Source organism: Serratia sp. UGAL515B_01, from assembly GCF_033095805.1.
In the GTDB taxonomy this organism is placed as follows: Bacteria; Pseudomonadota; Gammaproteobacteria; order Enterobacterales; family Enterobacteriaceae; genus Chania.
Map to the genome: position 1 here is coordinate 3,388,036 of NZ_CP109901.1, position 26,947 is coordinate 3,414,982.

General features: G+C 48.4%; 31 protein-coding genes. 15 read left to right on the top strand and 16 right to left on the bottom strand.

The window, feature by feature from the left end; all coding sequences use genetic code 11:
- The first annotated feature begins 80 nt into the window (after window positions 1–80).
- A complete protein-coding gene (degQ, locus tag OK023_RS15225; RefSeq protein ID WP_317693525.1) occupies window positions 81–1,451 on the top strand; it encodes a serine endoprotease DegQ in 1,371 nt (456 codons plus the stop codon).
- Between the two features lie 89 nt (window positions 1,452–1,540).
- Entirely contained in the window at window positions 1,541–2,599 is a 1,059-nt protein-coding gene (degS, locus tag OK023_RS15230) for an outer membrane-stress sensor serine endopeptidase DegS (protein ID WP_317693526.1), read from the top strand.
- A gap of 93 nt (window positions 2,600–2,692) precedes the next feature.
- On the opposite strand, the gene murA is transcribed toward degS, so the two are convergent.
- From murA to mlaF, 7 genes are all read right to left on the bottom strand, one after another.
- On the bottom strand, window positions 2,693–3,952 hold the full coding sequence (gene murA, locus OK023_RS15235; RefSeq protein WP_317693527.1) for a UDP-N-acetylglucosamine 1-carboxyvinyltransferase: 1,260 nt from the start codon (window positions 3,950–3,952) through the stop codon (window positions 2,693–2,695).
- A 53-nt stretch (window positions 3,953–4,005) separates the two neighbouring features.
- The gene (gene ibaG, locus OK023_RS15240; protein ID WP_317693528.1) at window positions 4,006–4,260 is read right to left on the bottom strand and encodes a BolA family iron metabolism protein IbaG; all 255 of its coding nucleotides are present in this window, start codon (window positions 4,258–4,260) and stop codon (window positions 4,006–4,008) included.
- A 151-nt stretch (window positions 4,261–4,411) separates the two neighbouring features.
- Window positions 4,412–4,714 carry a lipid asymmetry maintenance protein MlaB gene (mlaB, locus tag OK023_RS15245; protein WP_317693529.1) on the bottom strand — a complete coding sequence of 101 codons (303 nt, stop codon included), beginning with the start codon at window positions 4,712–4,714 and terminating at the stop codon, window positions 4,412–4,414.
- Window positions 4,714–5,346: a phospholipid-binding protein MlaC gene (gene mlaC / locus OK023_RS15250; protein WP_317693530.1), complete on the bottom strand. Its 633-nt coding sequence runs from the start codon at window positions 5,344–5,346 to the stop codon at window positions 4,714–4,716. Before mlaC ends, mlaB begins: the two co-directional genes overlap by 1 nt.
- A gap of 14 nt (window positions 5,347–5,360) precedes the next feature.
- Window positions 5,361–5,909, bottom strand: a complete 549-nt coding sequence (mlaD, locus tag OK023_RS15255; protein ID WP_317693531.1) for an outer membrane lipid asymmetry maintenance protein MlaD — start codon at window positions 5,907–5,909, stop codon at window positions 5,361–5,363.
- Between the two features lie 4 nt (window positions 5,910–5,913).
- Window positions 5,914–6,696 carry a lipid asymmetry maintenance ABC transporter permease subunit MlaE gene (mlaE, locus tag OK023_RS15260; protein ID WP_317693532.1) on the bottom strand — a complete coding sequence of 261 codons (783 nt, stop codon included), beginning with the start codon at window positions 6,694–6,696 and terminating at the stop codon, window positions 5,914–5,916.
- A gap of 15 nt (window positions 6,697–6,711) precedes the next feature.
- A complete protein-coding gene (gene mlaF, locus OK023_RS15265) occupies window positions 6,712–7,515 on the bottom strand; it encodes a phospholipid ABC transporter ATP-binding protein MlaF (protein WP_317693533.1) in 804 nt (267 codons plus the stop codon).
- 457 nt (window positions 7,516–7,972) lie between these two features.
- Between mlaF and OK023_RS15270 the strand changes: the two genes are divergently transcribed.
- The 11 genes from OK023_RS15270 (at window position 7,973) to npr (ending at window position 16,261) form a co-directional block, all read left to right on the top strand.
- Entirely contained in the window at window positions 7,973–8,953 is a 981-nt protein-coding gene (locus OK023_RS15270; RefSeq protein WP_317693534.1) for a calcium/sodium antiporter, read from the top strand.
- Window positions 8,954–9,157: 204 nt separating this feature from the next.
- A complete protein-coding gene (gene kdsD, locus OK023_RS15275; protein ID WP_317693535.1) occupies window positions 9,158–10,144 on the top strand; it encodes an arabinose-5-phosphate isomerase KdsD in 987 nt (328 codons plus the stop codon).
- Between the two features lie 17 nt (window positions 10,145–10,161).
- A complete protein-coding gene (gene kdsC, locus OK023_RS15280; protein WP_317693536.1) occupies window positions 10,162–10,716 on the top strand; it encodes a 3-deoxy-manno-octulosonate-8-phosphatase KdsC in 555 nt (184 codons plus the stop codon).
- A complete protein-coding gene (gene lptC, locus OK023_RS15285) occupies window positions 10,713–11,291 on the top strand; it encodes an LPS export ABC transporter periplasmic protein LptC (RefSeq protein ID WP_317693537.1) in 579 nt (192 codons plus the stop codon). The genes kdsC and lptC overlap by 4 nt, the downstream gene beginning before the upstream one ends.
- Window positions 11,260–11,799, top strand: coding sequence for a lipopolysaccharide ABC transporter substrate-binding protein LptA (lptA, locus tag OK023_RS15290; RefSeq protein ID WP_317693538.1), 540 nt, complete (start codon window positions 11,260–11,262; stop codon window positions 11,797–11,799). The genes lptC and lptA overlap by 32 nt, the downstream gene beginning before the upstream one ends.
- 6 nt (window positions 11,800–11,805) lie before the next feature.
- Window positions 11,806–12,531 (top strand): LPS export ABC transporter ATP-binding protein, encoded by a 726-nt coding sequence (gene lptB, locus OK023_RS15295; RefSeq protein ID WP_317693539.1) that lies wholly within the window; start codon window positions 11,806–11,808, stop codon window positions 12,529–12,531.
- A 52-nt stretch (window positions 12,532–12,583) separates the two neighbouring features.
- Window positions 12,584–14,020 carry an RNA polymerase factor sigma-54 gene (gene rpoN / locus OK023_RS15300; protein WP_317693540.1) on the top strand — a complete coding sequence of 479 codons (1,437 nt, stop codon included), beginning with the start codon at window positions 12,584–12,586 and terminating at the stop codon, window positions 14,018–14,020.
- Window positions 14,021–14,043: 23 nt separating this feature from the next.
- Window positions 14,044–14,331: a ribosome hibernation promoting factor gene (gene hpf, locus OK023_RS15305; protein WP_317693541.1), complete on the top strand. Its 288-nt coding sequence runs from the start codon at window positions 14,044–14,046 to the stop codon at window positions 14,329–14,331.
- Window positions 14,332–14,548: 217 nt separating this feature from the next.
- Window positions 14,549–15,010, top strand: coding sequence for a PTS IIA-like nitrogen regulatory protein PtsN (gene ptsN / locus OK023_RS15310; RefSeq protein ID WP_317693542.1), 462 nt, complete (start codon window positions 14,549–14,551; stop codon window positions 15,008–15,010).
- A 127-nt stretch (window positions 15,011–15,137) separates the two neighbouring features.
- Window positions 15,138–15,992, top strand: a complete 855-nt coding sequence (gene rapZ, locus OK023_RS15315) for an RNase adapter RapZ (RefSeq protein ID WP_317693543.1) — start codon at window positions 15,138–15,140, stop codon at window positions 15,990–15,992.
- Entirely contained in the window at window positions 15,989–16,261 is a 273-nt protein-coding gene (npr, locus tag OK023_RS15320) for a PTS phosphocarrier protein NPr (RefSeq protein ID WP_317693544.1), read from the top strand. The genes rapZ and npr overlap by 4 nt, the downstream gene beginning before the upstream one ends.
- A 268-nt stretch (window positions 16,262–16,529) precedes the next feature.
- Here the strand turns inward: npr and OK023_RS15325 are convergent, their stop codons facing one another.
- The 9 genes from OK023_RS15325 to OK023_RS15365 all read right to left on the bottom strand — a co-directional run bounded on the left by OK023_RS15325 (window position 16,530) and on the right by OK023_RS15365 (window position 24,148).
- Window positions 16,530–18,446, bottom strand: coding sequence for a BglG family transcription antiterminator (locus OK023_RS15325; protein WP_317697753.1), 1,917 nt, complete (start codon window positions 18,444–18,446; stop codon window positions 16,530–16,532).
- Between the two features lie 120 nt (window positions 18,447–18,566).
- Window positions 18,567–19,307 (bottom strand): 2-dehydro-3-deoxy-phosphogluconate aldolase, encoded by a 741-nt coding sequence (gene dagF / locus OK023_RS15330; protein ID WP_317693545.1) that lies wholly within the window; start codon window positions 19,305–19,307, stop codon window positions 18,567–18,569.
- A 5-nt stretch (window positions 19,308–19,312) separates the two neighbouring features.
- Window positions 19,313–20,422: a DgaE family pyridoxal phosphate-dependent ammonia lyase gene (locus tag OK023_RS15335; protein ID WP_317693546.1), complete on the bottom strand. Its 1,110-nt coding sequence runs from the start codon at window positions 20,420–20,422 to the stop codon at window positions 19,313–19,315.
- Window positions 20,406–21,545: an amidohydrolase/deacetylase family metallohydrolase gene (locus tag OK023_RS15340; protein WP_317693547.1), complete on the bottom strand. Its 1,140-nt coding sequence runs from the start codon at window positions 21,543–21,545 to the stop codon at window positions 20,406–20,408. Before OK023_RS15340 ends, OK023_RS15335 begins: the two co-directional genes overlap by 17 nt.
- Before the next feature lie 53 nt (window positions 21,546–21,598).
- Window positions 21,599–22,249, bottom strand: a complete 651-nt coding sequence (locus OK023_RS15345) for a DUF4310 family protein (protein ID WP_317697755.1) — start codon at window positions 22,247–22,249, stop codon at window positions 21,599–21,601.
- Window positions 22,250–22,260: 11 nt separating this feature from the next.
- Window positions 22,261–23,037: a DUF4311 domain-containing protein gene (locus tag OK023_RS15350; RefSeq protein WP_317693548.1), complete on the bottom strand. Its 777-nt coding sequence runs from the start codon at window positions 23,035–23,037 to the stop codon at window positions 22,261–22,263.
- 80 nt (window positions 23,038–23,117) lie between these two features.
- Window positions 23,118–23,414 carry a DUF4312 family protein gene (locus tag OK023_RS15355; protein WP_317693549.1) on the bottom strand — a complete coding sequence of 99 codons (297 nt, stop codon included), beginning with the start codon at window positions 23,412–23,414 and terminating at the stop codon, window positions 23,118–23,120.
- Window positions 23,414–23,779: a glycine-rich SFCGS family protein gene (locus tag OK023_RS15360; protein WP_317693550.1), complete on the bottom strand. Its 366-nt coding sequence runs from the start codon at window positions 23,777–23,779 to the stop codon at window positions 23,414–23,416. Before OK023_RS15360 ends, OK023_RS15355 begins: the two co-directional genes overlap by 1 nt.
- A gap of 36 nt (window positions 23,780–23,815) precedes the next feature.
- Window positions 23,816–24,148, bottom strand: a complete 333-nt coding sequence (locus OK023_RS15365; protein ID WP_317697758.1) for a glycine dehydrogenase — start codon at window positions 24,146–24,148, stop codon at window positions 23,816–23,818.
- 1,129 nt (window positions 24,149–25,277) lie between these two features.
- On the opposite strand from OK023_RS15365, the gene OK023_RS15370 reads away from it, so the two are divergent.
- A complete protein-coding gene (locus OK023_RS15370; RefSeq protein ID WP_317693551.1) occupies window positions 25,278–25,769 on the top strand; it encodes a YkgB family protein in 492 nt (163 codons plus the stop codon).
- Between the two features lie 592 nt (window positions 25,770–26,361).
- Window positions 26,362–26,919 carry a TetR/AcrR family transcriptional regulator gene (locus tag OK023_RS15375; RefSeq protein WP_317693552.1) on the top strand — a complete coding sequence of 186 codons (558 nt, stop codon included), beginning with the start codon at window positions 26,362–26,364 and terminating at the stop codon, window positions 26,917–26,919.
- Window positions 26,920–26,947: the final 28 nt, after the last annotated feature.

Here is a 26,947-nt window from a genome sequence, read left to right on the forward strand (position 1 = left end):
ACGGTCTTATACTTCGCCATAGGATTGCAGCTGCCCTACCACCAAAATTTCATCGAAAGGTATTGAGAGAGTTATTATCAATGAAGAAAAAGTCTTTAATTTTTAGCGCATTAGCAATGAGCATAGGCCTATCATTCGCCTCTGTATCGGTGGTCAATGCAGCGTTACCTGTCGCCGCCGAAGGCCAGGCTCTGCCTAGCCTAGCGCCAATGCTGGAAAAAGTACTCCCTGCAGTGGTCAGTGTTCGAGTGGAAGGAACCCAAACACAACGTCAGCAATTACCAGAGCAATTTAAGTATTTCTTTGGCCCGAATATGCCTCCTGAAAAAGAGAGTTCTCGTCCTTTTGAAGGCCTGGGGTCAGGCGTGATTATTGATGCAGAAAAAGGGTATATTCTCACCAATAATCACGTAATCAATAATGCCGATAAAATCAAAATCCAGCTCAATGATGGACGCGAGTACGAAGCTAAATTGCTCGGCCGCGACGAGCAATCCGATATTGCACTACTGCAGGTCAATGGCGCTAAAAATCTAACAGCAATCAAAATAGCGGATTCCGACAAATTACGCGTCGGTGATTTTGCTGTTGCGGTTGGTAACCCATTCGGCCTAGGCCAGACTGCTACATCAGGTATTATCTCAGCACTGGGTCGCAGCGGTCTAAGTCTTGAAGGATTGGAAAACTTCATCCAGACAGATGCCTCAATTAACCGTGGTAACTCCGGCGGAGCACTGATAAACCTTAACGGTGAGCTGATTGGGATTAATACAGCAATATTGGCACCTGGTGGTGGCAATATCGGTATCGGTTTCGCTATCCCAAGCAATATGGCACAAAGCCTGAGCAAGCAACTGATCGAGTTTGGTGAAGTAAAACGTGGCCTGCTCGGCATCAAAGGCAGCGAAATGACCGCTGATATGGCGAAGGCGTTTAAGTCGGATGCACAACGCGGTGCCTTTGTCAGTGAAGTGTTACCAAAATCTGCAGCAGCTAAGGCAGGTATAAAAGCAGGCGACATCCTCACATCCATTGAAGGTAAGCCGATTAACAGCTTTGCCGAGTTGCGTGCCAAAGTGGGGACAACTGCGCCGGGGACCACTCTAAAAATCGGCCTGCTGCGTGACGGGAAACCGATGGATGTCTCCGTTATCTTGGACAACAACGAAGATGCCTCAACCAATGCAGGAACACTGGCTCCATCTCTGCAAGGTGCCTCCTTCAGCAACGGAGCGCTACCAAACGGCGATAAAGGTGTGAAGATTGATAACGTCGAAAAAGACACTCCCGCTGCACAAGTTGGCCTGCAGAAAGGAGATGTGATCATTGGTGTAAACCGTGAGCGTATTGAAACTATCGCCGCATTACGCAAGCTGCTTGAAACAAAACCGACGGTGATGGCATTAAACATCGTACGCGGTGAGGAAAGCATTTACCTGCTGTTGCGTTAATTTGTTCAAAAACCGGGCTCGGTGACATACTGTGCCCGGTAAACTCATGCTATCCTCCTTTCACCTTTCCGTTCATCTACCAAAATTCTATGTTTGCGAAGCTTTTGCGTTCTATTTTTATTGGTTTGATTGTCGCTGGCCTGATATTGGTTGCTATGCCTGCGTTGCGTTCATCCAATAATATATTGGCCAGCAAATCAGAGAATACGAGTGATGAAACTCCGGTCAGTTTCAATATTGGTGTGCGCCGTGCTGCCCCGGCTGTAGTGAATATTTATAACCGCAATATGAGTGGCGCAACTAACATCCTGTCCTTGGGTTCCGGTGTGATCATGAACGATCGTGGCTATATCATCACCAATCGTCACGTGATCAAGGACGCACAGCAGATCACTGTGGTTCTGCAGGATGGCCGCCGTTATGAAGCGATGTTGGTGGGTTCCGACAGCTTGACCGATCTAGCGGTGCTGAAAATCGATCCTGGCAATTTGCCCGTAATCCCAATCAACACCAAGCGCACAGCGCATATCGGCGATGTCGTTCTGGCAATCGGCAATCCCTATAATCTGGGGCAAACCGTTACCCAAGGTATTATCAGCGCCACTGGTCGCATCAGCATGAGCACTAATGGGCGTCAGAGTTTTCTGCAGACAGATGCATCAATTAACCACGGTAATTCTGGCGGTGCGCTGGTTAACTCGCTGGGTGAACTGATGGGTATCAACACGCTGACCTACGACAAACCCACCGATGGAGAAACACCGGAAGGTCTGGGTTTTGCGATCCCGACAGAACTTGCCACCAAGATTATGGATAAACTGATCCGCGATGGGCGGGTGATCCGAGGTTATTTCGGCATCCAAGGGAAAGAGATCATTCCTATTCGCGCCAACAATAGCGGTATTGATCGCCTGCAGGGCATTATCGTGAACGAACTCACTCCCAATGGCCCAGCTGCTGGAGCAGGTTTTCACATCAATGACATCATTATAAACGTCAACAATAAACCAGCAGTTGCCGTGTTAGAAACCATGGATCAGGTGGCAGAAATTCGCCCTGGAACCCAGATCCCTGTCGTGGTACTCCGCGATGGCAAACGCATCACGCTAAATATGACCGTGGGTGAATTCCCGGAAGATGACAGTTAGGTTACGTTTTTAACTGCCATGTTTGCCTTTGGTCAGCATAAAACCCGACAAACCGGGCTTTATGACGTTAACAAATCAGCTATTTCTCTTCTGCTATTCGTCTTTCACACGTTCGATATTCGCACCCAACCCACGCAGCTTATCTTCAATACGCTCGTAGCCACGATCGATATGATAAATACGATCGATCGTCGTTACCCCTTCCGCAATACAACCAGCCAGTACCAGACTTGCAGAAGCGCGTAGATCGGTTGCCATAACCTGCGCCCCTGAAAGTTGTTCCACACCATGGCAGATAACAGTATTACTCTCGATTTCTGCATGAGCGCCCATACGGATCAGTTCTGGCACGTGCATGAAACGATTTTCAAATATCGTCTCGGTAATCACGCCAGTCCCTTCAGCGACCAGATTCAGCAAACTGAACTGCGCCTGCATATCGGTTGGGAACCCAGGGTGCGGAGCAGTACGTACACTCACGGCTTTGGGGCGTTTACCCTGCATGTCCAAACAAATCCAGTCTTCCCCGACTTCAATTTCAGCACCCGCTTCACGAAGTTTTGCCAACACGGCGTCTAACGTATCCGGACGAGTATGGCGGCACAGCACCTTCCCCCCTGAAATAGCCGCGGCGACCAGAAAAGTCCCTGTTTCAATGCGGTCTGGCAAAACGCGATAAACCCCGCCGCCTAGACGTTCAACACCTTCAATGATGATTCTGTCTGTGCCAGCACCTCTGATTTTGGCACCCAACGTGTTAAGGAAGTTGGCAGTATCAACAATTTCCGGCTCACGCGCCGCATTCTCAATAGTAGTGATCCCAGTAGCCAACGTAGCAGCACTCATGATAGTCACGGTCGCACCTACGCTGACCTTATCCATCACGATATGAGCACCTTTCAACCGTCCTTCCACAGAAGCTTTTACATAACCTTCTTCCAGTTTGATTTCAGCACCCAACTGTTCAAGACCAGAGATGTGCAAATCAACAGGACGCGCACCGATAGCACACCCCCCAGGTAGTGACACCTGACCACGACCAAAACGCGCAACCAATGGCCCTAATGCCCAGATGGAGGCACGCATGGTTTTCACCAGGTCATAAGGCGCACAGAACTCATTGACTGCGCTGGCGTCAACGAATACCGAGCCATTCCGCTCGATTTTCGTACCTAGCTGGTTAAGTAATTTGATAGTAGTATCAATGTCCTTCAATTTAGGCACATTCTGAAGTTCAACGGGCTCTTCTGCCAATAGTGTGGCAAACAGAATTGGCAGGGCTGCGTTTTTTGCCCCAGAAATAGTGACCTCACCGCTCAGGCGAGTCCGCCCCCGCACACGAAATTTATCCATTTGACTACTCTCTATTATCTGTTTCGAGCTGCCTACCCACTGGGCAAACAGCCTTAAAATCCGTTGAGTTTGCGATCCCGCTGCCACTCTTCTGGGGTGTATGCCTTAATGGATAAAGCATGAATACGGTTATCCGCAATGTATTCCATCAGCGGTGCGTAGACGGTTTGCTGTTTTTTTACCCGGCTCATGGTGGCAAACAGTTCACCCACGGCGATCACCTGAAAGTGGCTACCATCGCCAGTCACATGAGCTTCATCCAGTGCCAATGCTCCCATCAGCACGTCTTTAATTTCGCTATTTTCCATAGTATCCAGTTCTGTATCATAGGCTGCTGTTAAGCATTTTAGGCTGCGCACTATCTTAGTGGAATCCGGCGCTTTCTTAAACCAAAGAAAAAGCCCCTTGACGACAGGGGCTTTCAGCACACATTACGAATACAACCAGTCGAAAGTCTGGTTAACTGACCGTTTCAAAAGGCATTAATGCTTGCAAATTATAGAGTGTGGCCAGCGTTTTCAGCCGTTCCGTCGCACCCAATATTTTTAACTCACCACCTTGCTGTTGGTGTTGCTCACTAAAGTGCAACAGCAACGCCAGCCCGGAAGAGTCAACGCGCTGTAATTGTGCGATATCAATGGTAGTTTTATCTGCTAGCAATGACTCACGTTGCCGCCACAGCGGCAATAACGTTTCGCGATCAAGCTCACCACGCAGAACCAGAGTTTGCTGTTGTGATACCCAACTCAAAGCTTCAGCCATCAGTTTTTCTGATCCAGAGTGATGGGTTGTTTCGCCGCCGCTTGCAATTGCTGAGTAAGACCCTCGATGCCTTTAAGACGCAGAGTCGAAGCCCACTCATTCTGTTTCGTGGTGATCATGCTGACGCCTTCGGCGATCATGTCATAAGCCTGCCAGTAACCTGTTTTGCTGTTTTTGCGCCATTGGAAGTCCAGGCGCACAGGAGGCCGCCCACCATTATCGGTAATGGTCACGCGTATTGCGATGATATCAGCATCACCCAGCGGCTGTTGAGGTTCGATCTGATAGCTTTGGCCATGGTACATAGCCAAAGCCTGGCCGTAAGCCTGCTCCAGGTAAGCCTGGAAGGCAGTGAAATAGGCTTCACGCTGCACAGGTGTCGCTTCTTTGTAATAGCGACCCAGCACGAGTGCACCAGCATATTTGACTTGTACAAATGGCATCAGTTCTTCACGCACGATGGTACGCAGATAGTTAGGATCTGCTTTAATTTTTGACTGTTCGCTTTCCAGACGTGAAAAGGTTTTTTCTGCAGCATCCTGCATCAAACTATAAGGATTTGTCTGATCCACTGCGTTAGCCAGCGGTGCAATCACCAACAGAGCCATCATCAATAAACGTTTAATAAACATACTACCTTCCTCAATTAGTGACTTGGAACGGTGGCGGGAGCAGGTTCAATTGGCTCGGCTGTGGTGGAGTCACCCGTTTTATCAGCACCGCCCTGTTCCCCACTTTTATACAAAAATTGGCCGATCAAATCTTCAAGGACCATCGCTGATTTGGTGTCCTGAATGGTTCCCCCTTCTTTCAGAAGGCTCGTCCCCATATCGGGATCTTCAAAACCGATATTCAACGCCAGATATTGTTCTCCTAACAGGCCAGAGGTACGGATGGCGAGCGAGCTGGTGTCAGGTATCTGATTGTATTTATTTTGAATATCCAGTGCTACACGTGGTGTGTAGGTTTTCGCATCGAGTGAAATCTCAGCCACTCTGCCAATTACCACCCCCCCAATCCTCACCGGAGAATGCACTTTCAAGCCACCGATGTTATCGAATGTCGCGTAAATACGGTAAGTCGGATCATTACCGATAGACTTGACATTGGCTACCTGAAGGCAGAGGAAAATGACCGCACAGAGTGCAATCAGCATAAACGCTCCAACCCAGATTTCACTTTTCTTCGTTTGCATCGAATCAATTCCCAAACATCAGTGCTGTCAGCACAAAATCCAATCCCAGCACGGCCAGTGACGAATGTACTACTGTACGTGTCGTTGCCCGGCTAATCCCTTCTGAAGTCGGTACCGCATCATAGCCGTTGAAGATCGCGATCCAAGTAACGGTGATAGCAAATACCACACTTTTGATCAGGCAGTTGAGTAAATCCTTGCGCCATTCAACCGCCCCTTGCATTGCCGACCAGAAAAAACCACTGTCGATACCTTTCCAGTCAACACCCACTACCGATCCCCCCCAGATACCAACAGCAACGAAAATAATCGTCAATAACGGCATGCTGATAAGACCGGCCCAAAAGCGTGGGGCAACAATACGCCGTAATGGATCAACGGCCATCATTTCCAAGCTGGAGATTTGCTCGGTAGCCTTCATCAAGCCTATCTCGGCGGTCAACGCAGAACCGGCACGGCCAGCAAACAACAATGCGGTAACGACGGGTCCCAGTTCGCGCAAAAGCGATAAGGCGACCATCATTCCCAGGCTGGTCTCTGCGCCGTAAGTGGTAAGCACTAGATAACCCTGCAATCCCAGCACCATGCCAATAAACACGCCGGATACCATGATAATCAACAACGATTGCACACCAACACTATGCAATTGCCTGATCAACAGCGGCCACTGTTTACGCAGTTCGGGACGACCGACTAGCGCATGGAACAACATCAATCCGGCACGTCCAAAAGAAGCGCCGGTATTGATGCCACTACGGCCAAAAGATGCTAACACCTTTAAAAACATTAGGTTACCACTCCATTATCCTAAAAGCTCAGTCCGATAATCACCTGCGGGGTAACGGAACGGTACAGGTCCATCGGCGATACCATCCAGAAACTGACGAACACGTACATCAGGATTGTTCTGTAATTGCAGCGCAGAGCCCTCAGCAATCACATGGTGATCGGCCACAATATAGGCATAATCAGCAATACTCAAGACTTCCGGTACATCATGGGAAACCACGATGCAGGTGATACCCAGAGCATGGTTAAGTTCATCAATCAGTTTAACCAATACACCCATGGTAATCGGATCCTGTCCAACGAAAGGTTCATCGAACATAATCAATTCAGGTTCCAATGCAATGGCACGCGCCAACGCAACACGCCGCGCCATGCCACCAGAAAGCTCATTTGGCATCAGGTTTGCAGCGCCACGCAAGCCCACAGCTTCCAGTTTCATCATCACAGTGCTCCGCAGGATAGGTTCCGGCAAGCGACTGTGTTCACGCAATGGAAAAGCCACATTCTCAAATACTGTCAGATCGGTAAACAACGCTCCCGACTGAAATAGCATGCTCATTTTTTTTCGCGATTCATAGAGTTGCTGACGCGATAATGCCGGAATATTGACACCATCAAACCAGATTTCCCCACAATCAGGTATTAATTGACCACCTATCAGACGCAACAACGTAGTCTTACCGATGCCGGATGGCCCCATGATCGCCGTCACCTTGCCACGGGGAACTGTCAGATTGATGTCTTCGAATATCAGCCGATCACCGCGAGTGAAGCTCATGCCGCGTATTTCGACCAGATTATCTACTTTCTGGTGCATAGTCATTGATCCTTTACAGGTCTTTTTTTGCCAAATCACGCTGAGATGTTAAAGCAAGAGGCCAAGTGCATCTTAATTTTTACAGAAGATTACCGTCAATTCGTTACCAATGCTGCCATTGGTTTTACTTTTAGATCCCAGACGGTCAAAATTAAGATATAACGCAAAAAAATGACACTGTTTGAATTTTATCCAATATGGATTTCGAGTTACCAAGACATGTGTTTAACCGGGAAAATCCGTTGTTGCAACATAAGCTGCCAACAACAGAAGGTAAGCAAGATATATCCTAAATAATTGGAGTTGCAATAAGGCAATGACGCAGTGCCCCAGAAAAGGCAGAGCCTGTATTAGCCGAGTCAAAAGGCCAACACACTGCATACTTCAAGTATAGCGGGTATAGCCAATTACGGCATTTAACCTAATAACCGGAATGATACTCAATAAAGGACACTGAATGTTTCTCGCGATAGTACTGTTGGTCGTTGGTTTGTTTTTACTGGTGTATGGGGCAGATAGATTGGTTTACGGCGCCGCAGTGATTAGCCGTTCTCTGGGTGTACCTCCGTTGATTATTGGCATGACGATCGTTGGTATAGGAACGTCATTACCGGAATTGATCGTCTCTATCACCGCCGCACTAAATGGGCAAACTGATATGGCGGTAGGAAACGTTTTAGGTTCCAATATTACCAATATTTTACTGATCTTGGGGGTTGCTGCTTTGATCCACCCGCTGTCGGCACATTCCGCAGTGCTGCGGCGCGAACTCCCACTTATGCTGGCGGTAACGGTTTTGGGTGGTTTTGTACTGATGGATAACACGCTAAACCGCCTAGATGGCATTGTTCTGTTACTTGCTGCTACAGGATTTATCCTGCTGATGTTGAGGATCGCCCGAGTTGCACAACGTGAAGGCAGCGACAGCCTGATGGTAGAGCAACTGGCCGAATTGCCACAAAACACCAGCAACACCGTCGCAATTTTATGGTTGGTTTTGGCCTTTATTATTTTGCCACTCGCGTCGAAAATGACTATCGACAACGCTACGGTCATTGCACACTATTTTGGCATGAGTGAACTGGTCGTCGGCCTGACGATTATCGCTATTGGTACAAGTTTACCAGAACTGGCAACATCAATCGCAGGTGCACTAAAGAGTGAAGATGATATTGCTATCGGTAATATCATTGGCTCAAATATTTTTAACACGGTCATCGTTTTAGGGCTTTCAGCCTTGCTGTCACCCGGCAGTATTGATGCAGCCGCTTTTCGGCGTGATTACTGGGTGATGCTGGCGGCCAGCATTCTGCTTTCCGCACTTTGCATCAGGCGCAAACATCGCATCAGTCATCTCGCGGGAGCTCTGTTATTATGTGGATTTATTGCGTATCTTGCAGTGCTGTTCTTTACACCTTTCAGTTCATTTATACTCTAAATAATTTGAGTTTCATGAATCGGGAAAATCAGTGAGAGACAGGTTAAGTGTCGCCAGGCATCAGCTCGAAGGTGAAGTCATCAATGATTTGATTTCTAAAAATTTTGAATACGGTTCGCAGTGGGGTTGCCCATATAGGGGCCAAATAATATAACAAACCCCGTGTAGATTTAAGAATTACGGGTAATACCGATGGGAATGAGTATGTCGACTATTGAGTTGCAACCGGGCTTTGATTTTCAGCAAGCCGGCAAAGAAGTGCTGAAGATTGAGCGTGAAGGTTTAGCCCAGCTCGATCGGTACATCAATGCAGATTTTACACGAGCCTGTAAAGCTATCGCAGAATGTCGCGGTAAAGTCGTCGTAATGGGGATAGGAAAATCCGGTCATATAGGCTGCAAAATTGCAGCAACGTTTGCAAGCACTGGCACACCGGCATTTTTTGTTCACCCGGCAGAGGCGAGTCATGGCGACTTGGGTATGGTTTCTGCGCAAGACATTGTTCTAGCTATCTCCAACTCCGGAGAGTCCAACGAAATTTTGGCCCTCATTCCAGTGTTGAAACGTCAGCATATTCCATTGATTTGCATGACTAACAATCCAGAAAGCACCATGGGCAAAGCGGCAGAAATCCATCTGTGTATCAAAGTCCCACAGGAAGCTTGCCCGTTAGGTTTAGCACCGACCACCAGCACGACAGCCACTTTAGTGATGGGTGACGCTCTGGCTGTCGCACTGCTGAAAGCACGAGGGTTTACGCCAGAAGATTTCGCGTTATCCCATCCAGGTGGTGCTCTGGGTCGCCGCCTGCTATTGCGTGTTAACGATATCATGCACACAGGTGACGAAATCCCGCACGTCAATACCGATGCTTCACTGCGTGATGCCTTACTGGAGATAACGCGCAAGAATTTCGGTATGACAGTCATCTGTAATAATCTGATGGAAATAGCCGGCATTTTTACCGATGGTGATTTACGCCGAGTATTCGATATGGGGATCGACCTCAATAAGACCAAAATCGCCGATGTCATGACGCATGGCGGTATTCGCGTGCGCCCGAACATGTTGGCTGTTGAAGCACTCAATTTGATGCAACAGCGTCATATCACTGCAGTGATGGTTGCAGATGGTGACCAATTGCTGGGTGTGGTACATATGCATGACATGCTGCGTGCGGGCGTCGTCTAATGAAAGGAACGAAGTAAATGACTCTGGTTGAAACCTGCTACGGGCCGGTAACTGAAGAGATAATGGCACGAGCAGGGAAAATCCGCCTGCTGATTTGTGATGTCGACGGGGTACTGTCAGACGGCCTGATTTACATGGGTAACAACGGCGAAGAGCTAAAAGCATTTAATGTACGTGACGGTTACGGCATTCGCTGCCTGAAAACATCGGGTATCGAAGTCGCCATCATTACTGGTCGTTCAGCAAAATTACTGGAAGACCGCGCAAAAACGCTGGATATCACACATCTTTATCAAGGTCAGTCAGATAAGCTTTTGGCCTTCCGTGAACTGTTGGATACACTGTCACTCACGCCAGATGAAATTGCTTACATCGGTGACGATCTGATCGACTGGCCAGTGATGGCAGAGGTTGGGTTGGCCGTTGCAGTTGCAGATGCCCATCCGCTGCTGACATCACGTGCCCATTACGTCACACGCCTATCCGGTGGGCGCGGCGCAGTGCGTGAACTATGCGACATTATTCTTTTGGCTCAGAATAAGTTGGAGGACGCCAAAGGGCTGTCGATATGAGTAAAACCAAACTTTGGATCACCCTCGTACTGCTGGTGATCGTTCTGGCGTTGATCGGCTGGAATATGACCAACCTCAGCGATAATAGCAGTTCGCTACCGCTCAATGGTCAGGCTCCAACCTATCAGAGTCAGCGTACCGTGACTATCGTGTATAGCCCAACAGGGAAGCTAAGCTATAAGCTGGTAGCAGAAGAAGTGAAATATTTCACCACCGAAGAGTTAAGCTGGTTTGCCCAGCCGGTGATGACATTGTTTGATGAAAAAGCAGTAGCCACATGGTCAGTACGTGCCGATCGTGCCAAACTCACTAAAGACCGCATGCTGTATCTTTACGGCAACGTTGAGGTAAACAGTTTGACGACGACATCACAACTGGAAAAAATTAAAACAGAGAATGCTCAGGTTAATCTCATCACTCAAGATGTGTCTTCAGATGATGAAGTCACTCTGTTTGGAACGAATTTTACCTCTAATGGCATGAAGATGCGTGGCAATCTGCGGAACAAAACCGCTGATCTGATTGATAAGGTTAAGACCAACTATGAAATTCAGCCCCAAAAAACAACTCCGTAATCTGTTGATCGTCAGCCTCATTTTGACCGCCAGCAATCCGGCCATGGCGTTGAAATCCGATTCTGACCAACCGGTAAACATCAACTCGCTGAAACAGTCTCTGGATATGCAGAGCAATGTCAGTATCTTTACCGATGAAGTTGTCATCAAACAAGGAACCATTGAGATCAAAGCCGATAAAGTAGTGGTAACCCGTCCAGGTGGCGATCAGAGTAAAACTTACATTGAAGCGTTTGGTAATCCAGTCACTTTTTACCAGATGCAAGACAGCGGTAAACCAGTAAAGGGCCGCGCACAGAAAGTGCGTTACGACGTAGCAACTCAGTTGGTTACGCTCACAGGAAAGGCTTATCTGGAACAGCTTGACAGCAATGTCCAAGGTGACCGAATTACTTACCTGGTACAGCAACAACTGATGGAAGCGTTCAGCGATCAAGGCAAGCGCGTGACAACAGTTCTGGTGCCAGCGCAGCTGCAAGACAAAAACGGTCAAAAGAAGAGTAACTAATTATTTATGGCAACACTTATCGCAGAAAACCTGGCAAAAGCCTATAAAGGCCGCAAAGTCGTTGAAGACGTGAGTCTGAAAGTAAGATCAGGGGAGATCGTCGGCCTGCTGGGACCTAATGGCGCGGGTAAAACAACGACTTTTTATATGGTTGTCGGTATCGTTCAACGTGATGCCGGGTGTATCGTGATCGACGACGAGGATATCAGCCTTCTTCCGCTGCACGCCCGCGCTCGCCGTGGTATAGGCTACCTGCCGCAGGAAGCCTCTATTTTCCGTCGGCTAAGTGTTTATAACAACCTGATGGCAGTTTTGGAGATCCGTAACGATCTCACGAGTGAACAGCGTGACGATCGCGCAATAGAGCTTATGGAGGAGTTCCATATTTCTCACCTGCGTGACAGTATGGGCCAATCGCTTTCTGGTGGTGAGCGTCGCCGCGTGGAAATTGCCCGTGCTCTCGCTGCCAACCCGAAGTTTATTCTGTTGGATGAACCTTTTGCCGGAGTTGACCCAATTTCAGTTATCGATATCAAAAAAATCATCGAGCACCTTCGTGACAGCGGCCTAGGTGTATTGATTACCGATCATAACGTACGCGAAACATTAGACGTGTGTGAACGTGCCTATATCGTCAGCCAAGGCAAGCTGATTGCTCACGGCACCCCAGATGCTATTCTGGCAGATGAGCAAGTGAAACGCGTTTATCTGGGCGACCAATTCCGCCTTTAAGTTCCAGCAAGCTAGCAGGCTATCGTTAACGGACGGAAGTAGGCTAAAGATTATGAAGCAAGGTTTGCAACTCAGGCTCAGCCAGCAACTCGCCATGACCCCTCAGCTGCAGCAGGCAATCCGCCTGCTGCAGCTGTCTACGCTTGAGCTTCAGCAAGAAATCCAACTGGCGTTAGAGAGCAACCCGCTGCTTGAAAAAACCGACGACCTGCATGAAGAGATAGACACCAAAGAAAGTGCTAATACCGAAGCTCTTGATACCCGCGAGGCTATGGAGCAGCGGGATATGCCAGAAGAGCTGCCTCTGGATACTTCTTGGGATGAGATTTATTCGGCTGGAACACCTTCCGGCACGAGCAACGATTACGGTGATGACGAATTACCTCTCTACCAAGGAGAAACCACACAAACGCTACAGGATTACCTGATGTGGCAAGTGGAGCTGACGCCTTTTTCTGATACCGATACCGCGATTGCCACATCTATCGTTGACGCCGTTGATGATACTGGTTATCTCACCGTACCGCTGGAAGACATTCTGGAGAGCATGGGGGACGCAAATATAACCATGGACGAGATCGAAGCCGTCTTGAAGCGGGTACAGCGTTTTGACCCGGTCGGCGTTGCCGCAAAGGATCTGCGCGACTGTTTGCTCATCCAGCTTTCTCAATATGCTAAAGATACTCCTTATTTGGCAGAAGCGCGCCTGATTGTCAGCGAACACCTGGATTTACTGGCTAACCATGACTTTCGCAGCCTGATGCGAACAACTCGCCTAAAAGAAGATACACTAAAAGAAGCTATGGTGTTGATTCAGTCGCTCGACCCTCGGCCTGGGCAGTCGATCCATACAGGTGAATCTGAATATGTGATCCCTGACGTACTGGTACGCAAGGTGCAAGATAAGTGGACGGTAGAACTCAATACCGACAGTATCCCACGGCTGAAAATCAACCAGCAATACGCTGCTCTTGGCAATAGCGTTCGTAATGAGGCCGACGGTCAGTTTATCCGCAGTAATCTGCAGGAAGCGAAATGGCTGATTAAAAGTTTGGAAAGCCGTAACGAAACTCTGCTCAAGGTCTCCCGCTGTATTGTCGAACAGCAGGAAGCATTCTTTGAACAAGGGGAGGAATTTATGAAACCCATGGTACTGGCTGATATCGCACAGACCGTGGAGATGCATGAATCGACAATCTCGCGCGTTACTACGCAGAAGTTTCTGCACAGTCCGCGTGGCATTTTCGAATTGAAATATTTCTTCTCCAGCCACGTGAATACCGATAGCGGTGGTGAAGCCTCCTCAACGGCGATCAGGGCCTTAGTGAAGAAATTAATAGCGGCGGAAAATCCCGTCAAACCGCTTAGCGACAGTAAGCTGGCTACCCTGCTTTCCGACCAAGGGATCATGGTAGCAAGGCGTACCGTCGCCAAGTACCGAGAGTCTTTGTCCATCCCGCCGTCAAATCAACGTAAACAGTTAGTTTGACCTCCAAAGAGAAGGAAGACATTATGCAGCTCAACATTACCGGACACCACATCGAAATCACCGAACCTTTGCGTGAATTCGTAAACAGCAAATTTGCCAAACTTGAGCAGTACTTCGATCGCATTAATCAGGTGTATGTTGTACTCAGTGTGGAAAAAGTGCAGCAGATTGCTGAAGCGACGGTGCACGTGAACGGCGGCGAGTTGCACGCCACCTCGGAAAAAGAGGATATGTATGCCGCAATTGACACCCTGATCGACAAACTCGCGCGCCAATTGAATAAACATAAAGACAAACTAAAGCAACACTGACATTCTGGGCCACTATCCTAAACGGAAGTGGCCCTAATCTTAGTCTGCTTGGCTACACGGCAACCCTCGGTGCGTTATCTGAATGGGTGCGTGCCAAAATGCCATCAGGTTTAAACAGGCGAAAAACCGTCTTATGAACGTTATTCATACAGGACTTTTACACCGGGTAAAACAAACTGGCTGAATAGTTGAGTAAGCGGTTTTAAGTGAAGATGAGATGAACAACGAAATAATGCAATTAAGCTCGGTGTTAAACATCGAGTGCACTAAAGGCTCGGTACACTGCTCCAGTAAGAAGAGAGCATTGGAAATTATCAGTGAGTTAGCTGCCAAGCAGCTTAACCTGCCTTCGCAGGTGGTGTTTGAAGCGGTTCTTACCCGCGAACGTATGGGCAGTACGGGTATTGGCAACGGTATTGCAATCCCACACGGTAAGCTGGAAGAGGACACCTTGCGAGCCGTTGGCGTGTTTATCCGCCTTGAACAGCCTATTGCCTTTGATGCTATTGATAATCAACCCGTAGACCTGCTTTTTGCCCTACTGGTACCGGCCGATCAATGTAAAACCCATTTGCATACTTTATCACTGGTAGCTAAACGGTTGGCGGATAAAACCGTATGCCGCCGTCTGCGCGCAGCACTAACTAACGAAGAACTTTACCAAATCATCACAGAGTAACCATTGGCTGACGTGACTAACAGCCTCAAAAACGATACTGTTTTCTAATGATATCCAGGTTTTAACCTGGATAAAAGATCCTAACGGTGGCGATAAGCGCCACTTCGATGCCAGGGGGAGTTGCCACATGGTGCTGATGATTGTCAGCGGCCGTTCCGGTTCAGGGAAATCCGTCGCCTTGAGAGCGCTGGAAGACATGGGTTTTTACTGCGTTGATAACCTGCCCGTGGTGCTGCTACCGCAGCTTGCCCATACGTTGTCTGAACGTAATAGCTCCGCAGCGGTAAGCATTGACGTACGTAACATGCCGGAATCACCGGAAGTGTTCGAACATGCGATGACACAGTTACCGGACAGCTTCTCTCCGCAACTGCTGTTCCTAGATGCAGACCGTAATACGCTGATTCGCCGCTATAGTGATACTCGCCGACTGCATCCTCTTTCCGCTAAAAACCTGTCGTTGGAAAGCGCAATTGATGAAGAAAGCGACCTACTGGAACCACTACGTTCTCGCGCCGATTTGATCATTGATACCTCCGAAATGTCGGTTCATGAGTTAGCTGAAATGCTGCGTACCCGCCTATTAGGCAAACGTGAGCGTGAGTTGACGATGGTATTTGAATCCTTTGGATTCAAGCACGGTATTCCTATTGATGCCGATTATGTATTCGACGTTCGTTTTCTGCCAAACCCACATTGGGATCCCAAACTACGCCCAATGACCGGCCTGGATAAACCCGTAGCCTCATTCCTTGACCGCCACACCGAAGTGCATAACTTCATTTACCAGACGCGTAGCTATCTAGAACAGTGGCTGCCGATGCTGGAAACCAACAATCGCAGCTATTTAACCGTAGCGATTGGTTGTACCGGTGGTAAGCACCGTTCAGTTTATGTGGCAGAGCAGTTGGCCGACTATTTCCGTTCACGCGGCAAGAATGTTCAGTCGCGCCACCGTACACTGGAAAAGCGTAAGCAATGACGGTCAGACAAACGGTAGAGATCAAAAACAAGCTGGGTATGCATGCACGTCCAGCAATGAAGTTGTTCGAATTAGTGCAGAGTTTCGATGCTGAGGTGTTGCTGCGTAATGATAGCGGCACCGAGGCAGAAGCCAGCAGCGTGATTGCACTGCTGATGCTCGATTCAGCCCAGGGCCGTCAAATCGAAATTGAAGCCAGCGGGCCAGAAGAACAACAGGCGCTAATGGCGGTTATTGAACTGTTCAACTCAGGGTTTGATGAAGATTAACCTCTCCTTTCGCAAAATATCACAGCCTATGGATTTCACGATTCTGCTCGAAAAATAAAGTGATTTTAATTCGGCGACCAATGGAAATCTGACAACGATAAAATAAAAGGAAAACAAGTAATGGGTATTATTGACTGGATCTTGACCGGTATCGCCGTAGGCCTGATCATTGGCGCTCTACTGAAGATATTTGGCAAAAAAAACAACAAGTGAGCGGGTCTTCACGCTCAATAATTAAAGGAAATAAGCCTCAATTGAGCGGCGCAGCTCAGATCCGGCTCAGGCAATCCAACGCAACCGCTTTGAAACTGTCAAAATTATTACTGCCCAGCAAACGGCTCATTGAACGTTCACGCACAAAGGTGACGAACAGGTCATAAATCGCCATCGCTTCTTCGTAATCACTTTTGCTGATCGCCAGCAAGAAAATAACGTGCGCCACTTCATCCGTTCCCCAAGGTATCCCTTGGGGTGACAACAGCGTCACTACCACTGTCTTTTTTGCCAACAGCCCGAGGGAGTGCGGCAATGCGATCCCCTCACCCAGTAAGGTTGAGACAATGGCCTCACGCTCTACCACCGAAGGGTAAAAATCACTACCGACAGTCCCCTCCTGCTCAAGTTGAGTGCAAACCTTATTAAACAGTTGCTCTTGCGTCAGCGGTTCGTTGACGATCATAAAATGGCCCGCATCGAAGAACTTCTCCAACATATAAGGCTTCGTGCGATCTACCAACACCTGTTTGCCCAACTGTTCCAATTGATAGTCGGTTGGAAACGGCGACATCACTACCACCGGTTTATTTTTCTCGCTGATGCGCGCATTGGAAATAATAAAATCTTCTTCGATATGGTCGAGGTTCTCGTAGTCACGCAGCGAAATAATGCGCGTCATCACCAGTTGCGGGTATTTACGTGCGATCTGCGCCTGGATCATCCGCACCGTAGAGTTGCCGGTATCGCATACCAGCATCACCTGAGGATGGCGTTGATAACCAATGTTGTAATGCCGTTCAAGACCAACCCCAATATGAAGCACTAAATAGCCAATTTCATTCTCACTCAAGGTATAAGGCGTATGTTTACCCCAACTTGAAACCGCCGCCAGCGTGACATCGTAGGCCATAGGATAATGCTGTTTGATGTTCGTCAAAAGCGGATTTGGGATGTTGATTTGATACTTCACCCGGGTGATCATCGTTTTGATATGGGTGAGCAAGTCGGCCCGTAGCTGCTTGTCACCTTGAAGGTTGTAGTTGTAATACGAGTTGATATAGACAAGGATGTAATCCACCAACGCTTCTTCATCATCGGCATTAATCTTTGTTGGCTGCACTTCTTGTACACGCCGTGCGGCAATATTGACCCGCAAGTAGGCCTCTTCTGCCGCTGAAATCTCCTTACCCGCTGCCTTACGAAGTTCGCCGGCCAGCCACATGGACGCCTTACGCACCGCGTCATCGCCTTCATCCACCTCAAGATCCTGTAACGGATAACCGTCAATGATACGTCGCAACGCGACAGCACAATAAAAGATCAGGTATTGCTCGCCTTCGTCCGTCAACCGGAGGGTATATTGAGCAAGCAACGGATGAAGAAGCCCGGCAAAGGTAGCCACTTGCGGTTGATGAAGAATATTGTTATTCAACAACGGGTTTTCCGCATCCGACAGGTGCAATTGAAACAGCAGATCGGTCAAACAAGCGCGAATCGACATTTCTGAACCAAACAGCTTCATCCCATAACGCGGCTTGGTCTCAATGGTTAACTGATAACGTGCCAAGCGCTCTCTCACCTCAGCCATATCGTTTTGTAGCGTACCCCGGCTAACAAACCATTCATCGGCCAGATCCTCTAGCTTCATGGAGAAGGCTGAGGTCAAAAAACGCACCAGTAAATAATTTACCCGCTCCAGTGCACTGCGCGGCGTGGCAAGTTTTTTGCTTTCTTGATACTGCAAAGTATTGAACAGAGTTTGGTTATACACCTGTAGGCGATAACCTACTCCGCGGCCATGTACAAACTGAGCACCATAATTTTGCAAAATATCATTCAGCGCAGTGATATCTGCACGCACGGTTCGGGTCGACACAGCAAAACGCTTCGCCAACTCATTTTGTGGCAGTGTCTCGGACTGCAATGCATCAAACAGGTATGCCAAACGTGGATAGGGGAATCTCACCATTCTTTTCCCGTTGTTACGTGCCCGCCCGAACGCATCAAACGGGCAAAAAGTGACTTCACCGTTGGTAGGCGCACTATTTACGACGACTACCACGAGTAACCTGCTCCCTGCACACCAGATTTACCCCACCAGCTTTTGGGTCATCTCCAGCAGTTTCTTTACATCCTGTGGGCGTGTATGTCCGCTGGCAGAATCAATAATCGAGCTATAGATGTGCGGGATCACCTGTTTGACACCGGCGTTAAGTGCAATTTCAAGGATCGGTTCGTAGTTTTCCAGATCAATCCCGCCGGTAGGTTCCAGCATAAAGTCATGCTCAGCACAGGCTTTCGCCACATACTCATATTCTTCTTTATGTTTCATACCGCCCATCGGGAAATATTTTATCGAACTTCCCCCCATGTCCTTGAGCAAAGCAATTGCCGTTTCTACCGGTACGATCGCGTCTGCTGCATGAGAACTTAGCGGTCCAGTTGAGATTTTCACCCAGCCCACACGGCCAGTAGGCGATACCAAGCCATTGACCACGGTGTCATTTTGCCCCAACAAAGCACGACTGGTGCCAACACCGGTAAATACCTGGTTCACATGCTGCGGCTGCACATACTGGGAGATCAGGCTAACCATCGCCGACTGTTTCGGATCGCCAGCACCCAGGCCCACTGAGAGCGCGTTTTCGATCAACCGAGCATAATTCGACATATCCGTCAGCGCACTTTCAACGTCCGGGTAGTTTTTAGAGAGTACCCCTACCAGCACGTGTCCCTGTGCCGCTTCATAAATTTCCTGAGCATTCGCTTTCGAACCGGCCAATACATTCAGACAAACACGATCTTTGTAATAATTAGGCTTCAGCTTCATGCTTGTTACTCCGTAAACAGATTTTTAATACAGGTGAAAACCGTCATCAACTGCGGTTCGTTGACACTGCGGACATCCACCTCAATCTTGCCTTCATTGGCTTTATAGCCACGAAAATAGATAGCGATATCCCCCGTTTTCAGCCGCTTGACGATATCAACAGTCGACATACCCAGCACCGTTTCATCAAAGGTAATTTCTACCCGAGCGATATCACGCCCAGCACTGTCCCAAACGGTTTTAGCACTAATCCCCTTCAACGTATTAAGCTGGGTGATAAACGGCGTCATACGTTCAACCATCTGTGCACCTGTGGTTTTCTCAAGTGTCAGGTAGCTTTCAATGGCTTGTGTCAGACCGAGAATGCCCTCCTTGCCAACTTTCATTGCACGGCCAATGCCGTCGGTTTGCTTCTTGACCCATGCAACATATTGCTTCCTGCCAATCACCAGGCCACTGGTTGGCCCTTCGATCGCCTTAGCACCGCTGTAGATCACCAGGTCGGCCCCCATCTGGTAATAACACATCAGATCTTCTTCAGCGGCAGCATCGACAATGAGCGGTAAATTATGCTTGTGCGCCACTTCTGCCGCCTGCTCTACGGAGAGAATGCTTTTCTGCACACAATGGTGAGATTTCACATACAACACGGCGGCAGTTTGCGGTGTGATGCAGGCTTCGATCTGCTCAGGTGAGCATTCGTTGGCGTATCCCGCCTCCACGACCTTGCCACCGCCAAGGGCCACCATAGTGTCAACGGGTGCGCCGTAGTTGACGTTATGCCCACGCGGCAAAACGATTTCACGTGGTTCATTGACCGGTGCAGAATGCAGGTTGACCAGCAGATTGGCATTATCTTTGACGATCACCGCCGCTACCGATTGGGCAATGCCGGCAGAAGCACAGGAAACGACTACCGCATCCTCAACATTCAATAGACTGGCAATATAGGCCCCGGTCTTGTTGACCAGATCCTTGATTTCGAAATAATGATTCAGGCCGTCATCCACGGCATCGATCACCTGCTGGCGTGGCGTAGAGACGCCCAAAATGGTCATGCGACCAGAAGTATTGATAACCTGCTTTAAGTTATATTTCTCATAGACTGAAGACATGAGTGGCTTTTCCTTCATCGGTTAATAGGACTTCCCCTGCGACAACGGCAGCCAACGGCACCAGCCGCTGCTCACTGTTGACCGATTCCCCTTCAGAATCGGCAAACACCAATGGCCCTTTACGAAGCTCAAAAATGGTCAAGTCAGCATCAAAACCAGGCTTCAATTGCCCTTTGGTCGTCAGGCGTAATGCCGAGGCGGCATTCTCCGTGACACAACTAATCACCTGCGGCAGAGAGAGGCCAATGGTGAGGAATTTGGACATCACCGCAGCCAGGCTATGCACCGGGCCTGACATGCGGTTACGGCAGTAGATATCGGAACTGATGGTATGTGGGAAAATCCCCAGCGCAATCGCCTGCCGCGCAACATCAAAACTAAAACTGGCAGTACCGTGGCCCACATCAAGAAGAACGCCACGTTTCAGGGCTCGCTGAATTGACTCACGCAGCGTACCGGAAGGGGTCAGAATACGGTTCGGTTTGCCGTTATAGCAATGGGTAATGATATCACCTTGGGTCAGCAGATCGGCAATTTCGTCCAGATCCGGTGGATTATTACCAATATGCATCATCAAAGGCAGTTGCTGATTTTCCTGTTGGATCTCTTTCGCCAGTACCAGAGGTTTGGTGCCATTCTGGCCCACCACGCTGCTGCTCATTCGGGCCTTAATCCCAATGATAAAACCGGGCTTCCCGTCGATGGCTCTCTTGACCGCCTGTTTATTGATATCGCTCAGATCGGCCAGCTCATTTTGTCGCAACAGGCCAATACGCGAGATATTCAGGAAGGCAAAAACGTTGGTCTTGGCACTGCGCGTTAAGATGTAGAACTCATCAATATCATCGGTGCCCGTGCTGCCAGCATCCACAACCGAGGTCACGCCGCTGGCAACACCGACAAGATCCGGCTCATCGTGATAAATAGGTGAGGAGGGATAACAGTGTACATGAGCATCGATCCAACCGGCACTCAAGCAGCAGTTACCTGCCAGGTCCAGCTGTCTGCGAGTGCTTGCCTCGGCAGGCAGTTGACCTACCTTGGCGATTTTACCCGCCTTAATTGCCACATCGATCAGGCTGTCATCCACCATTCTGGCGCGCCGGATGATTAGGTCATACATACTTCACGACTCCTATTAGCCCCTAGGGAAACCTCCCGGGGGCTAAATCTTTATTAAGAAATAGCTACCGGGAAAATAGCCCCAAGTATCATTGCACCCAGGATCGCACCACCGGTGATCGGCTTGCCCCAGATATAAAATAGCAGCGCCCCCAGCAGAGAACCCACGCCGATAGGAATCGAGGCGGCCATCGCTGACAGGATAATCAGTGGCCCTAGGAAACGCCCTGAGGAGTTACCCGCCCCCATCATCACATCCGCACCATAGGTTGAGTTGCTCTGGTTGATGGTGAATTTACGCGCCAGGATAATCAGATAGCCAATCGCAAGGCCAATCACTAAACCAGTGAGCAACGATACAGCAAAGTTAGCCACCGGGAACACAACACCTGCACCGAGTAACATTGCCGGGATCCCAAGACCGACCCCTGTCTGGATCGCACCACCGATGTCCAGGATACCGACCAAAGAACCTTCGATGATACGGGCAAACAGAAAACTGGCACCGAATGCCGCCACTGCCCCGTAAACACCGGTGTCCATCCCAGCTCGCAGCATAGAAACGAAGGCAACTTCGTTAAATGCACCGATACCATACAGGTAATACATATGTGTCCCGGCGAATACACCGGATGAAAGCAGACCAACAAAAATCGGGAACGACCAGTCTGCATACCAGAAGCCTTTTTGGGTTTGTGTTTCCATCATTCAGCTCCTTATTTACCGCTCAGGGTGTTATGCAGGGCATCCAACCAGCCGGGAACGCCCAGCGTGAAGGACTCAAGAAGTTTCATATCAAAGCCACGGAAGAAGCCGCTCAGCACGAACAACAGCACAATGGCCGCCATCATGATCTTGGTGACTTTATTCCAACCGCTTTCCTCAACACCTTTACCTATGAGGATACCCAGCACCAGCCCCGGAACGGCGTTGCCCATAATCAATTGCGCCAGGCCACCAAAAATAGTTCCCCAAAAACCGGAGCGTTTCCCTGCTTCTATCGCCGCAAGCCAGAAGATGACCGGCATCACGGTGTTTACCAACAGGTTAGCCGCCGGCACCAACACTTTGATCGCCGTCACCTGCAGTGCGGCAGGAACGGCAGAAGCGGTGGTATTCAGGAAAGCGACAACAAACATGCCGATAATGCCGCAAGCGATAGCCATTTTTTTCGGATTGTGCAGCGTTTCAGCCAGGTTGCGGTTTTTGATCATCAGAGCCGCAGCGCCCCAGTTGGGGATAATGCGATGGTCCACATCCTGAGTGAAAGCACCGGCCGCCACGGAGGATGCCCAGGCGTTGAAGAAGAAGCCCAGCCCGAATGAGAAATGAGAAGCGGGATCGCCTTCGCAAGAATTCAGCTCCCCCAACGTACGGAAAGCCCCCATCCCCTGTATCGTCGGGGCATGAAACATACGTGCGGCCCCGGCCCCCACGCCAATACCAACCAACCCACCGATAATAATCGACTTAAATAAGATGATTAAAAACATCAGTACATCCCTCTTATACCCTGTCGATTTCAAGTTACAGCGAATAACGCTGTGACTTAAAGGCGATGGGGATAACGTTTTTATTGCGTGGCGAAAACCACCTTCCCTATATTGATGATCGTCACGTTGACAGTTATTTCCAAAGAGACGACATAGCTTTTTCTTTCACGTGGTAGAAAGAAGAAGATAAATTTTTCTTTGGTGATTTTCTCTTCTGCTTTTAATATTTTCACGTCCTGAGGTTCAATGCGCAGCAGAATATTAGCGGTGGATTTTAAAACCGTGCCCTGCACGTTCGCCAATGCGCTCGCAAAAGCCTTTGCTTTACTGTCACCGTTACCTTCCACCTTTACCGATGTCGTGTAATGTTCTTTCATTAAGGGTTACCGTGTTTTTTGATATAGGCTTCAACCAGGCGTTGGCCTAACTCCTCTTTATCCATAAAACCAAAGCCTAATACGTTATAACCTTCATTAATTGCCGTAACGCCCTCTTCAATAGAACGCATACCATATTTAGCTTTATAACCATATTTGGTCTGTGCGGTAATTGCACCAGCCCCCCCACTGCCACAAAATGAAATACCGAGCTGCGCGTTTTCCGTTTTCATCACATCGCCCAGCTTCATATCAGCAGCCATACCCGGAATAACTATCGCCTTGCCACCAGCACTTTCAATACCTTGGCCGACTTTCTGGCCTTTACCCAAACGATCGCCGATCACAACAGTAATTTGTCCCATGGTGTTTTCTCCTGATTATATTTGCGTTACGCAATACTATTGATGGTTATCTTTAGCCACTTCAAAATGAACAGAAAGCAGGTAAGCCTCTTCAATGGGAAGCGTAGGCAGTTTATTTATCACTTGCTTTGCCAGTTGCATGGATTCAGCCGATATTTCGTCGAACAGCGACTTATCCACTTCAGGTAACGCTTCACCAGTTATCGAACGCAATACCATAGCGCGAATATGTGATTCCAACATTTGTTGTTGAACAGCATTAGTGTAAATATTTCTTGCATTCAACATTACGGTAATATCTTCCAGCACCTGTTCAGTTTTGACTGTCTCCTCACCAATATCAGCCTGTTCATCTTTATTTAACGAAATCGTTCCTTCATTCACTTTTCAGTCACCTCTGGATCTGGGCATGTCTCTGTTAACAGTAAAGTACGCCATATTCTTTCTTTGAATAATTCAGGTGGCAAACACCGCTGACACAAGACAAATTAAAGTATGCCGAGTATCTTTTTAACCGCTTTCTTTGATGCCTTTACCCTAACCTTTAAGGCATTTCTTGTGTAGACCGTTTTTTTCCAGTTCAAACTGGAAATTCAGTGACGGCAAGGGATCTGTTTCGCAAAACTGATATAAGCCAAGACGCTTGTCGAACCTATCGGTCAACAGATGAGGTAATCGGCTGTATCTCTTAATTTTCTATGGTAGCGCGCAGATCATCAAGATCGTGAGAAGAACATGGCGGTAAATGATAACGCAGAGACAGAGATCTTGGGCCAAGCCTAGAAGGGCTGGGGTCATGAGCCTAGGCTGTGTCCCTTAACTGTCCGTGGTGCCACCGCAGCCCCAAAAGCCCATTATCAAGGCGGAGGGTGAAGGGCAGAGCGGCCTTCCGTTCAAGCCCGACAACACGGAGAATGGGCTTTTGGGGCGCGGCCCTACAGGCTGACGCCATTGGCGTGCATTGCTGCGTTGTTCGCCGCTTATTGGGGCCACCCAACCTCGCGGCTCACGCCTTGCTCTGCGCGCAAATGACCACCAGCGGCACTCGCGTACAGTTAAGGGACACAGCCTAGATTACCGTGTTGTTTGCGCATAAAGGACACGGCATCGTTCCCGATCTCGACTAGTACCTATCACAACAAAATCGATTTTTCACTTGCAAACCTACCTTCTGATAGGTAAGTTTAAAGCAAAACGATTAACCACAGGACAAAGGAAGGATGCATGGCATCGTTGGGCTTTATCGCAGAGATCACTCTGGAAACGTAAGGATGTAGTATGTGTGCACGCCATACTTCAAGTTGTTTGGATATTGACAGCGCTTTGTCACTCCAGCCACACAGTGGGCAATGCTCCTGGGGTTTCCAGTACCTATCGCCTACAAACAACTCGAATTATTTTGTGTATTTTTAGCATTATTAAACTCAAAAAAATCAGCAAAAAAATAGGCTTATACCTATCAATATTTAATTGAATTAATTACTTCAGGTAAAATTTAATGCACATTAAAAAAAATAATTTCCGTTTAATTGTGGCCGAGAGAAATGCCAACTCATTTAATTCCATCGTGCTTCTTCGATGGGCTCTTATTGTCGTTTTCGTCTGGTTTGGAGGAATGAAGTTCACTCATTACGAGGCCTTAGGCATAGCACCATTTATTGAAAACAGCATATTTATTGGGTGGTTACATACATTTTTTGGCATTCAAGGTGCAAGTTATGTCATAGGCATATTAGAACTTCTCACAGCAGCTTCTCTTATTATCGGCTCTTTTAGTCCCATTTTTTCCGCATTAGGGGGCATTATGTCCTCGATGACTTACTTAATTACTATTACATTTTTCTTTAGCACTCCGGGCGTTGCAGAAGAGACCGCAGGCGGGTTTCCTGCAATATCCGCTATGCCTGGACAATTCCTTCTTAAAGATATTGTTTTACTCGCTGCATCATTATGCATCCTTAAAGCCTCAATAACGACTTCAGATAATTAAACGCAATACTAAATAGCTGCATGTAATGGTGCTACAGGTGGGGATGAGGCAGGTTAGTTGAGTGCATGGATGTACGATACGAGCCACTAGGGAGGGTTTACAGCGTGTCGGTGTTCCTCATCATTCCCACCTGCCAGAAGCGTGATGTGTAGCGGTATTAAGCACACCAATTTAGGCCGTTTACCTTAGCTGCGTTCAAATCTGCTCCCAGCTCATTGGCAACTTGGTGGCCGCTCACATGCAACTTGAAGTAACTTGGGTATAGTTACACACGGGGTGCGCTTCAGAAATGGGGCTATCTCAATAACCTGATAAATCCACTCTTGCACCATTACCTATCAGTAGGTAAAGTTCATTGACATAGCGGAATATACAGCTCTAGTACGTTCTTTCGATGAAAACTGAGTCGTACTGCTGCTCAACGAATAGGCCAAGTTAAGCACTCACACCGCGATAACTCGAAGGACAACGATTACATCAGCAAATGGCTGAGACAGTCGTGTACTCACCATATATGTTGATGGTGTGCACAACTTCAGCACAACTAACAATATGAAATTACTGAGGTACCCCGGTGTTGGAAGAAAAGAACATGTCAACTCATGACAGCCTCATTGCAGTTACAGATACGTTGATCCAAGAAAATGGCTATCAGGGATTCAGCTATGCTGACCTTGCTAAACACTTGGGTATCCGCAAAGCCAGCATCCATTATCATTTCCAGACCAAAACAGACTTAGGTATCGCCTATTGTGAGTACAAAGAGACCGATCTCCTAAAGTTAGAGACAGCGTTGTTGCAACGCCCTGCAGGTAAAGCCCGCTTAAAGGGTTATATTGATGCCTTTTTACGATATGCGGAGCGCGGACAGATGTGCGGTGTCCATGCCATGCTCTCTGACAGCAATCTGTTTGCTCCCCCTTTGTTGAAAGCGGTCAACCAGTTGGCACAAACCGACCTGCGTATCCTCACTTCAGTGCTGGCATCTGGCCGAGAAAGTGGTGAACTGCTTTTCAATGGCACGCCGGCAGATATTGCGATTATCATCTCCAGTGCCATCAAAGGTGCCCTGATGCTCAACCGAATCCCGCCGCACGATGCCTGTAACCGCACTATGTCAGCTATCCTGAAGCTTCTTACCCAACCCTAATTATCCGTCCTATTAAAGGGAGCAAAAA

Excerpts from the sequence above, each read along its gene's own strand:
- degQ (WP_317693525.1), top strand. The coding sequence starts at position 81 with ATGAAGAAAAAGTCTTTAATTTTTAGCGCATTAGCAATGAGCATAGGC.
- degS (WP_317693526.1), top strand. The coding sequence starts at position 1,541 with ATGTTTGCGAAGCTTTTGCGTTCTATTTTTATTGGTTTGATTGTCGCT.
- murA (WP_317693527.1), bottom strand. The coding sequence starts at position 3,952 with ATGGATAAATTTCGTGTGCGGGGGCGGACTCGCCTGAGCGGTGAGGTC.
- ibaG (WP_317693528.1), bottom strand. The coding sequence starts at position 4,260 with ATGGAAAATAGCGAAATTAAAGACGTGCTGATGGGAGCATTGGCACTG.
- mlaB (WP_317693529.1), bottom strand. The coding sequence starts at position 4,714 with ATGGCTGAAGCTTTGAGTTGGGTATCACAACAGCAAACTCTGGTTCTG.
- mlaC (WP_317693530.1), bottom strand. The coding sequence starts at position 5,346 with ATGTTTATTAAACGTTTATTGATGATGGCTCTGTTGGTGATTGCACCG.
- mlaD (WP_317693531.1), bottom strand. The coding sequence starts at position 5,909 with ATGCAAACGAAGAAAAGTGAAATCTGGGTTGGAGCGTTTATGCTGATT.
- mlaE (WP_317693532.1), bottom strand. The coding sequence starts at position 6,696 with ATGTTTTTAAAGGTGTTAGCATCTTTTGGCCGTAGTGGCATCAATACC.
- mlaF (WP_317693533.1), bottom strand. The coding sequence starts at position 7,515 with ATGCACCAGAAAGTAGATAATCTGGTCGAAATACGCGGCATGAGCTTC.
- OK023_RS15270 (WP_317693534.1), top strand. The coding sequence starts at position 7,973 with ATGTTTCTCGCGATAGTACTGTTGGTCGTTGGTTTGTTTTTACTGGTG.
- kdsD (WP_317693535.1), top strand. The coding sequence starts at position 9,158 with ATGTCGACTATTGAGTTGCAACCGGGCTTTGATTTTCAGCAAGCCGGC.
- kdsC (WP_317693536.1), top strand. The coding sequence starts at position 10,162 with ATGACTCTGGTTGAAACCTGCTACGGGCCGGTAACTGAAGAGATAATG.
- lptC (WP_317693537.1), top strand. The coding sequence starts at position 10,713 with ATGAGTAAAACCAAACTTTGGATCACCCTCGTACTGCTGGTGATCGTT.
- lptA (WP_317693538.1), top strand. The coding sequence starts at position 11,260 with ATGAAATTCAGCCCCAAAAAACAACTCCGTAATCTGTTGATCGTCAGC.
- lptB (WP_317693539.1), top strand. The coding sequence starts at position 11,806 with ATGGCAACACTTATCGCAGAAAACCTGGCAAAAGCCTATAAAGGCCGC.
- rpoN (WP_317693540.1), top strand. The coding sequence starts at position 12,584 with ATGAAGCAAGGTTTGCAACTCAGGCTCAGCCAGCAACTCGCCATGACC.
- hpf (WP_317693541.1), top strand. The coding sequence starts at position 14,044 with ATGCAGCTCAACATTACCGGACACCACATCGAAATCACCGAACCTTTG.
- ptsN (WP_317693542.1), top strand. The coding sequence starts at position 14,549 with ATGAACAACGAAATAATGCAATTAAGCTCGGTGTTAAACATCGAGTGC.
- rapZ (WP_317693543.1), top strand. The coding sequence starts at position 15,138 with ATGGTGCTGATGATTGTCAGCGGCCGTTCCGGTTCAGGGAAATCCGTC.
- npr (WP_317693544.1), top strand. The coding sequence starts at position 15,989 with ATGACGGTCAGACAAACGGTAGAGATCAAAAACAAGCTGGGTATGCAT.
- OK023_RS15325 (WP_317697753.1), bottom strand. The coding sequence starts at position 18,446 with ATGGTGAGATTCCCCTATCCACGTTTGGCATACCTGTTTGATGCATTG.
- dagF (WP_317693545.1), bottom strand. The coding sequence starts at position 19,307 with ATGAAGCTGAAGCCTAATTATTACAAAGATCGTGTTTGTCTGAATGTA.
- OK023_RS15335 (WP_317693546.1), bottom strand. The coding sequence starts at position 20,422 with ATGTCTTCAGTCTATGAGAAATATAACTTAAAGCAGGTTATCAATACT.
- OK023_RS15340 (WP_317693547.1), bottom strand. The coding sequence starts at position 21,545 with ATGTATGACCTAATCATCCGGCGCGCCAGAATGGTGGATGACAGCCTG.
- OK023_RS15345 (WP_317697755.1), bottom strand. The coding sequence starts at position 22,249 with ATGGAAACACAAACCCAAAAAGGCTTCTGGTATGCAGACTGGTCGTTC.
- OK023_RS15350 (WP_317693548.1), bottom strand. The coding sequence starts at position 23,037 with ATGTTTTTAATCATCTTATTTAAGTCGATTATTATCGGTGGGTTGGTT.
- OK023_RS15355 (WP_317693549.1), bottom strand. The coding sequence starts at position 23,414 with ATGAAAGAACATTACACGACATCGGTAAAGGTGGAAGGTAACGGTGAC.
- OK023_RS15360 (WP_317693550.1), bottom strand. The coding sequence starts at position 23,779 with ATGGGACAAATTACTGTTGTGATCGGCGATCGTTTGGGTAAAGGCCAG.
- OK023_RS15370 (WP_317693551.1), top strand. The coding sequence starts at position 25,278 with ATGCACATTAAAAAAAATAATTTCCGTTTAATTGTGGCCGAGAGAAAT.
- OK023_RS15375 (WP_317693552.1), top strand. The coding sequence starts at position 26,362 with ATGTCAACTCATGACAGCCTCATTGCAGTTACAGATACGTTGATCCAA.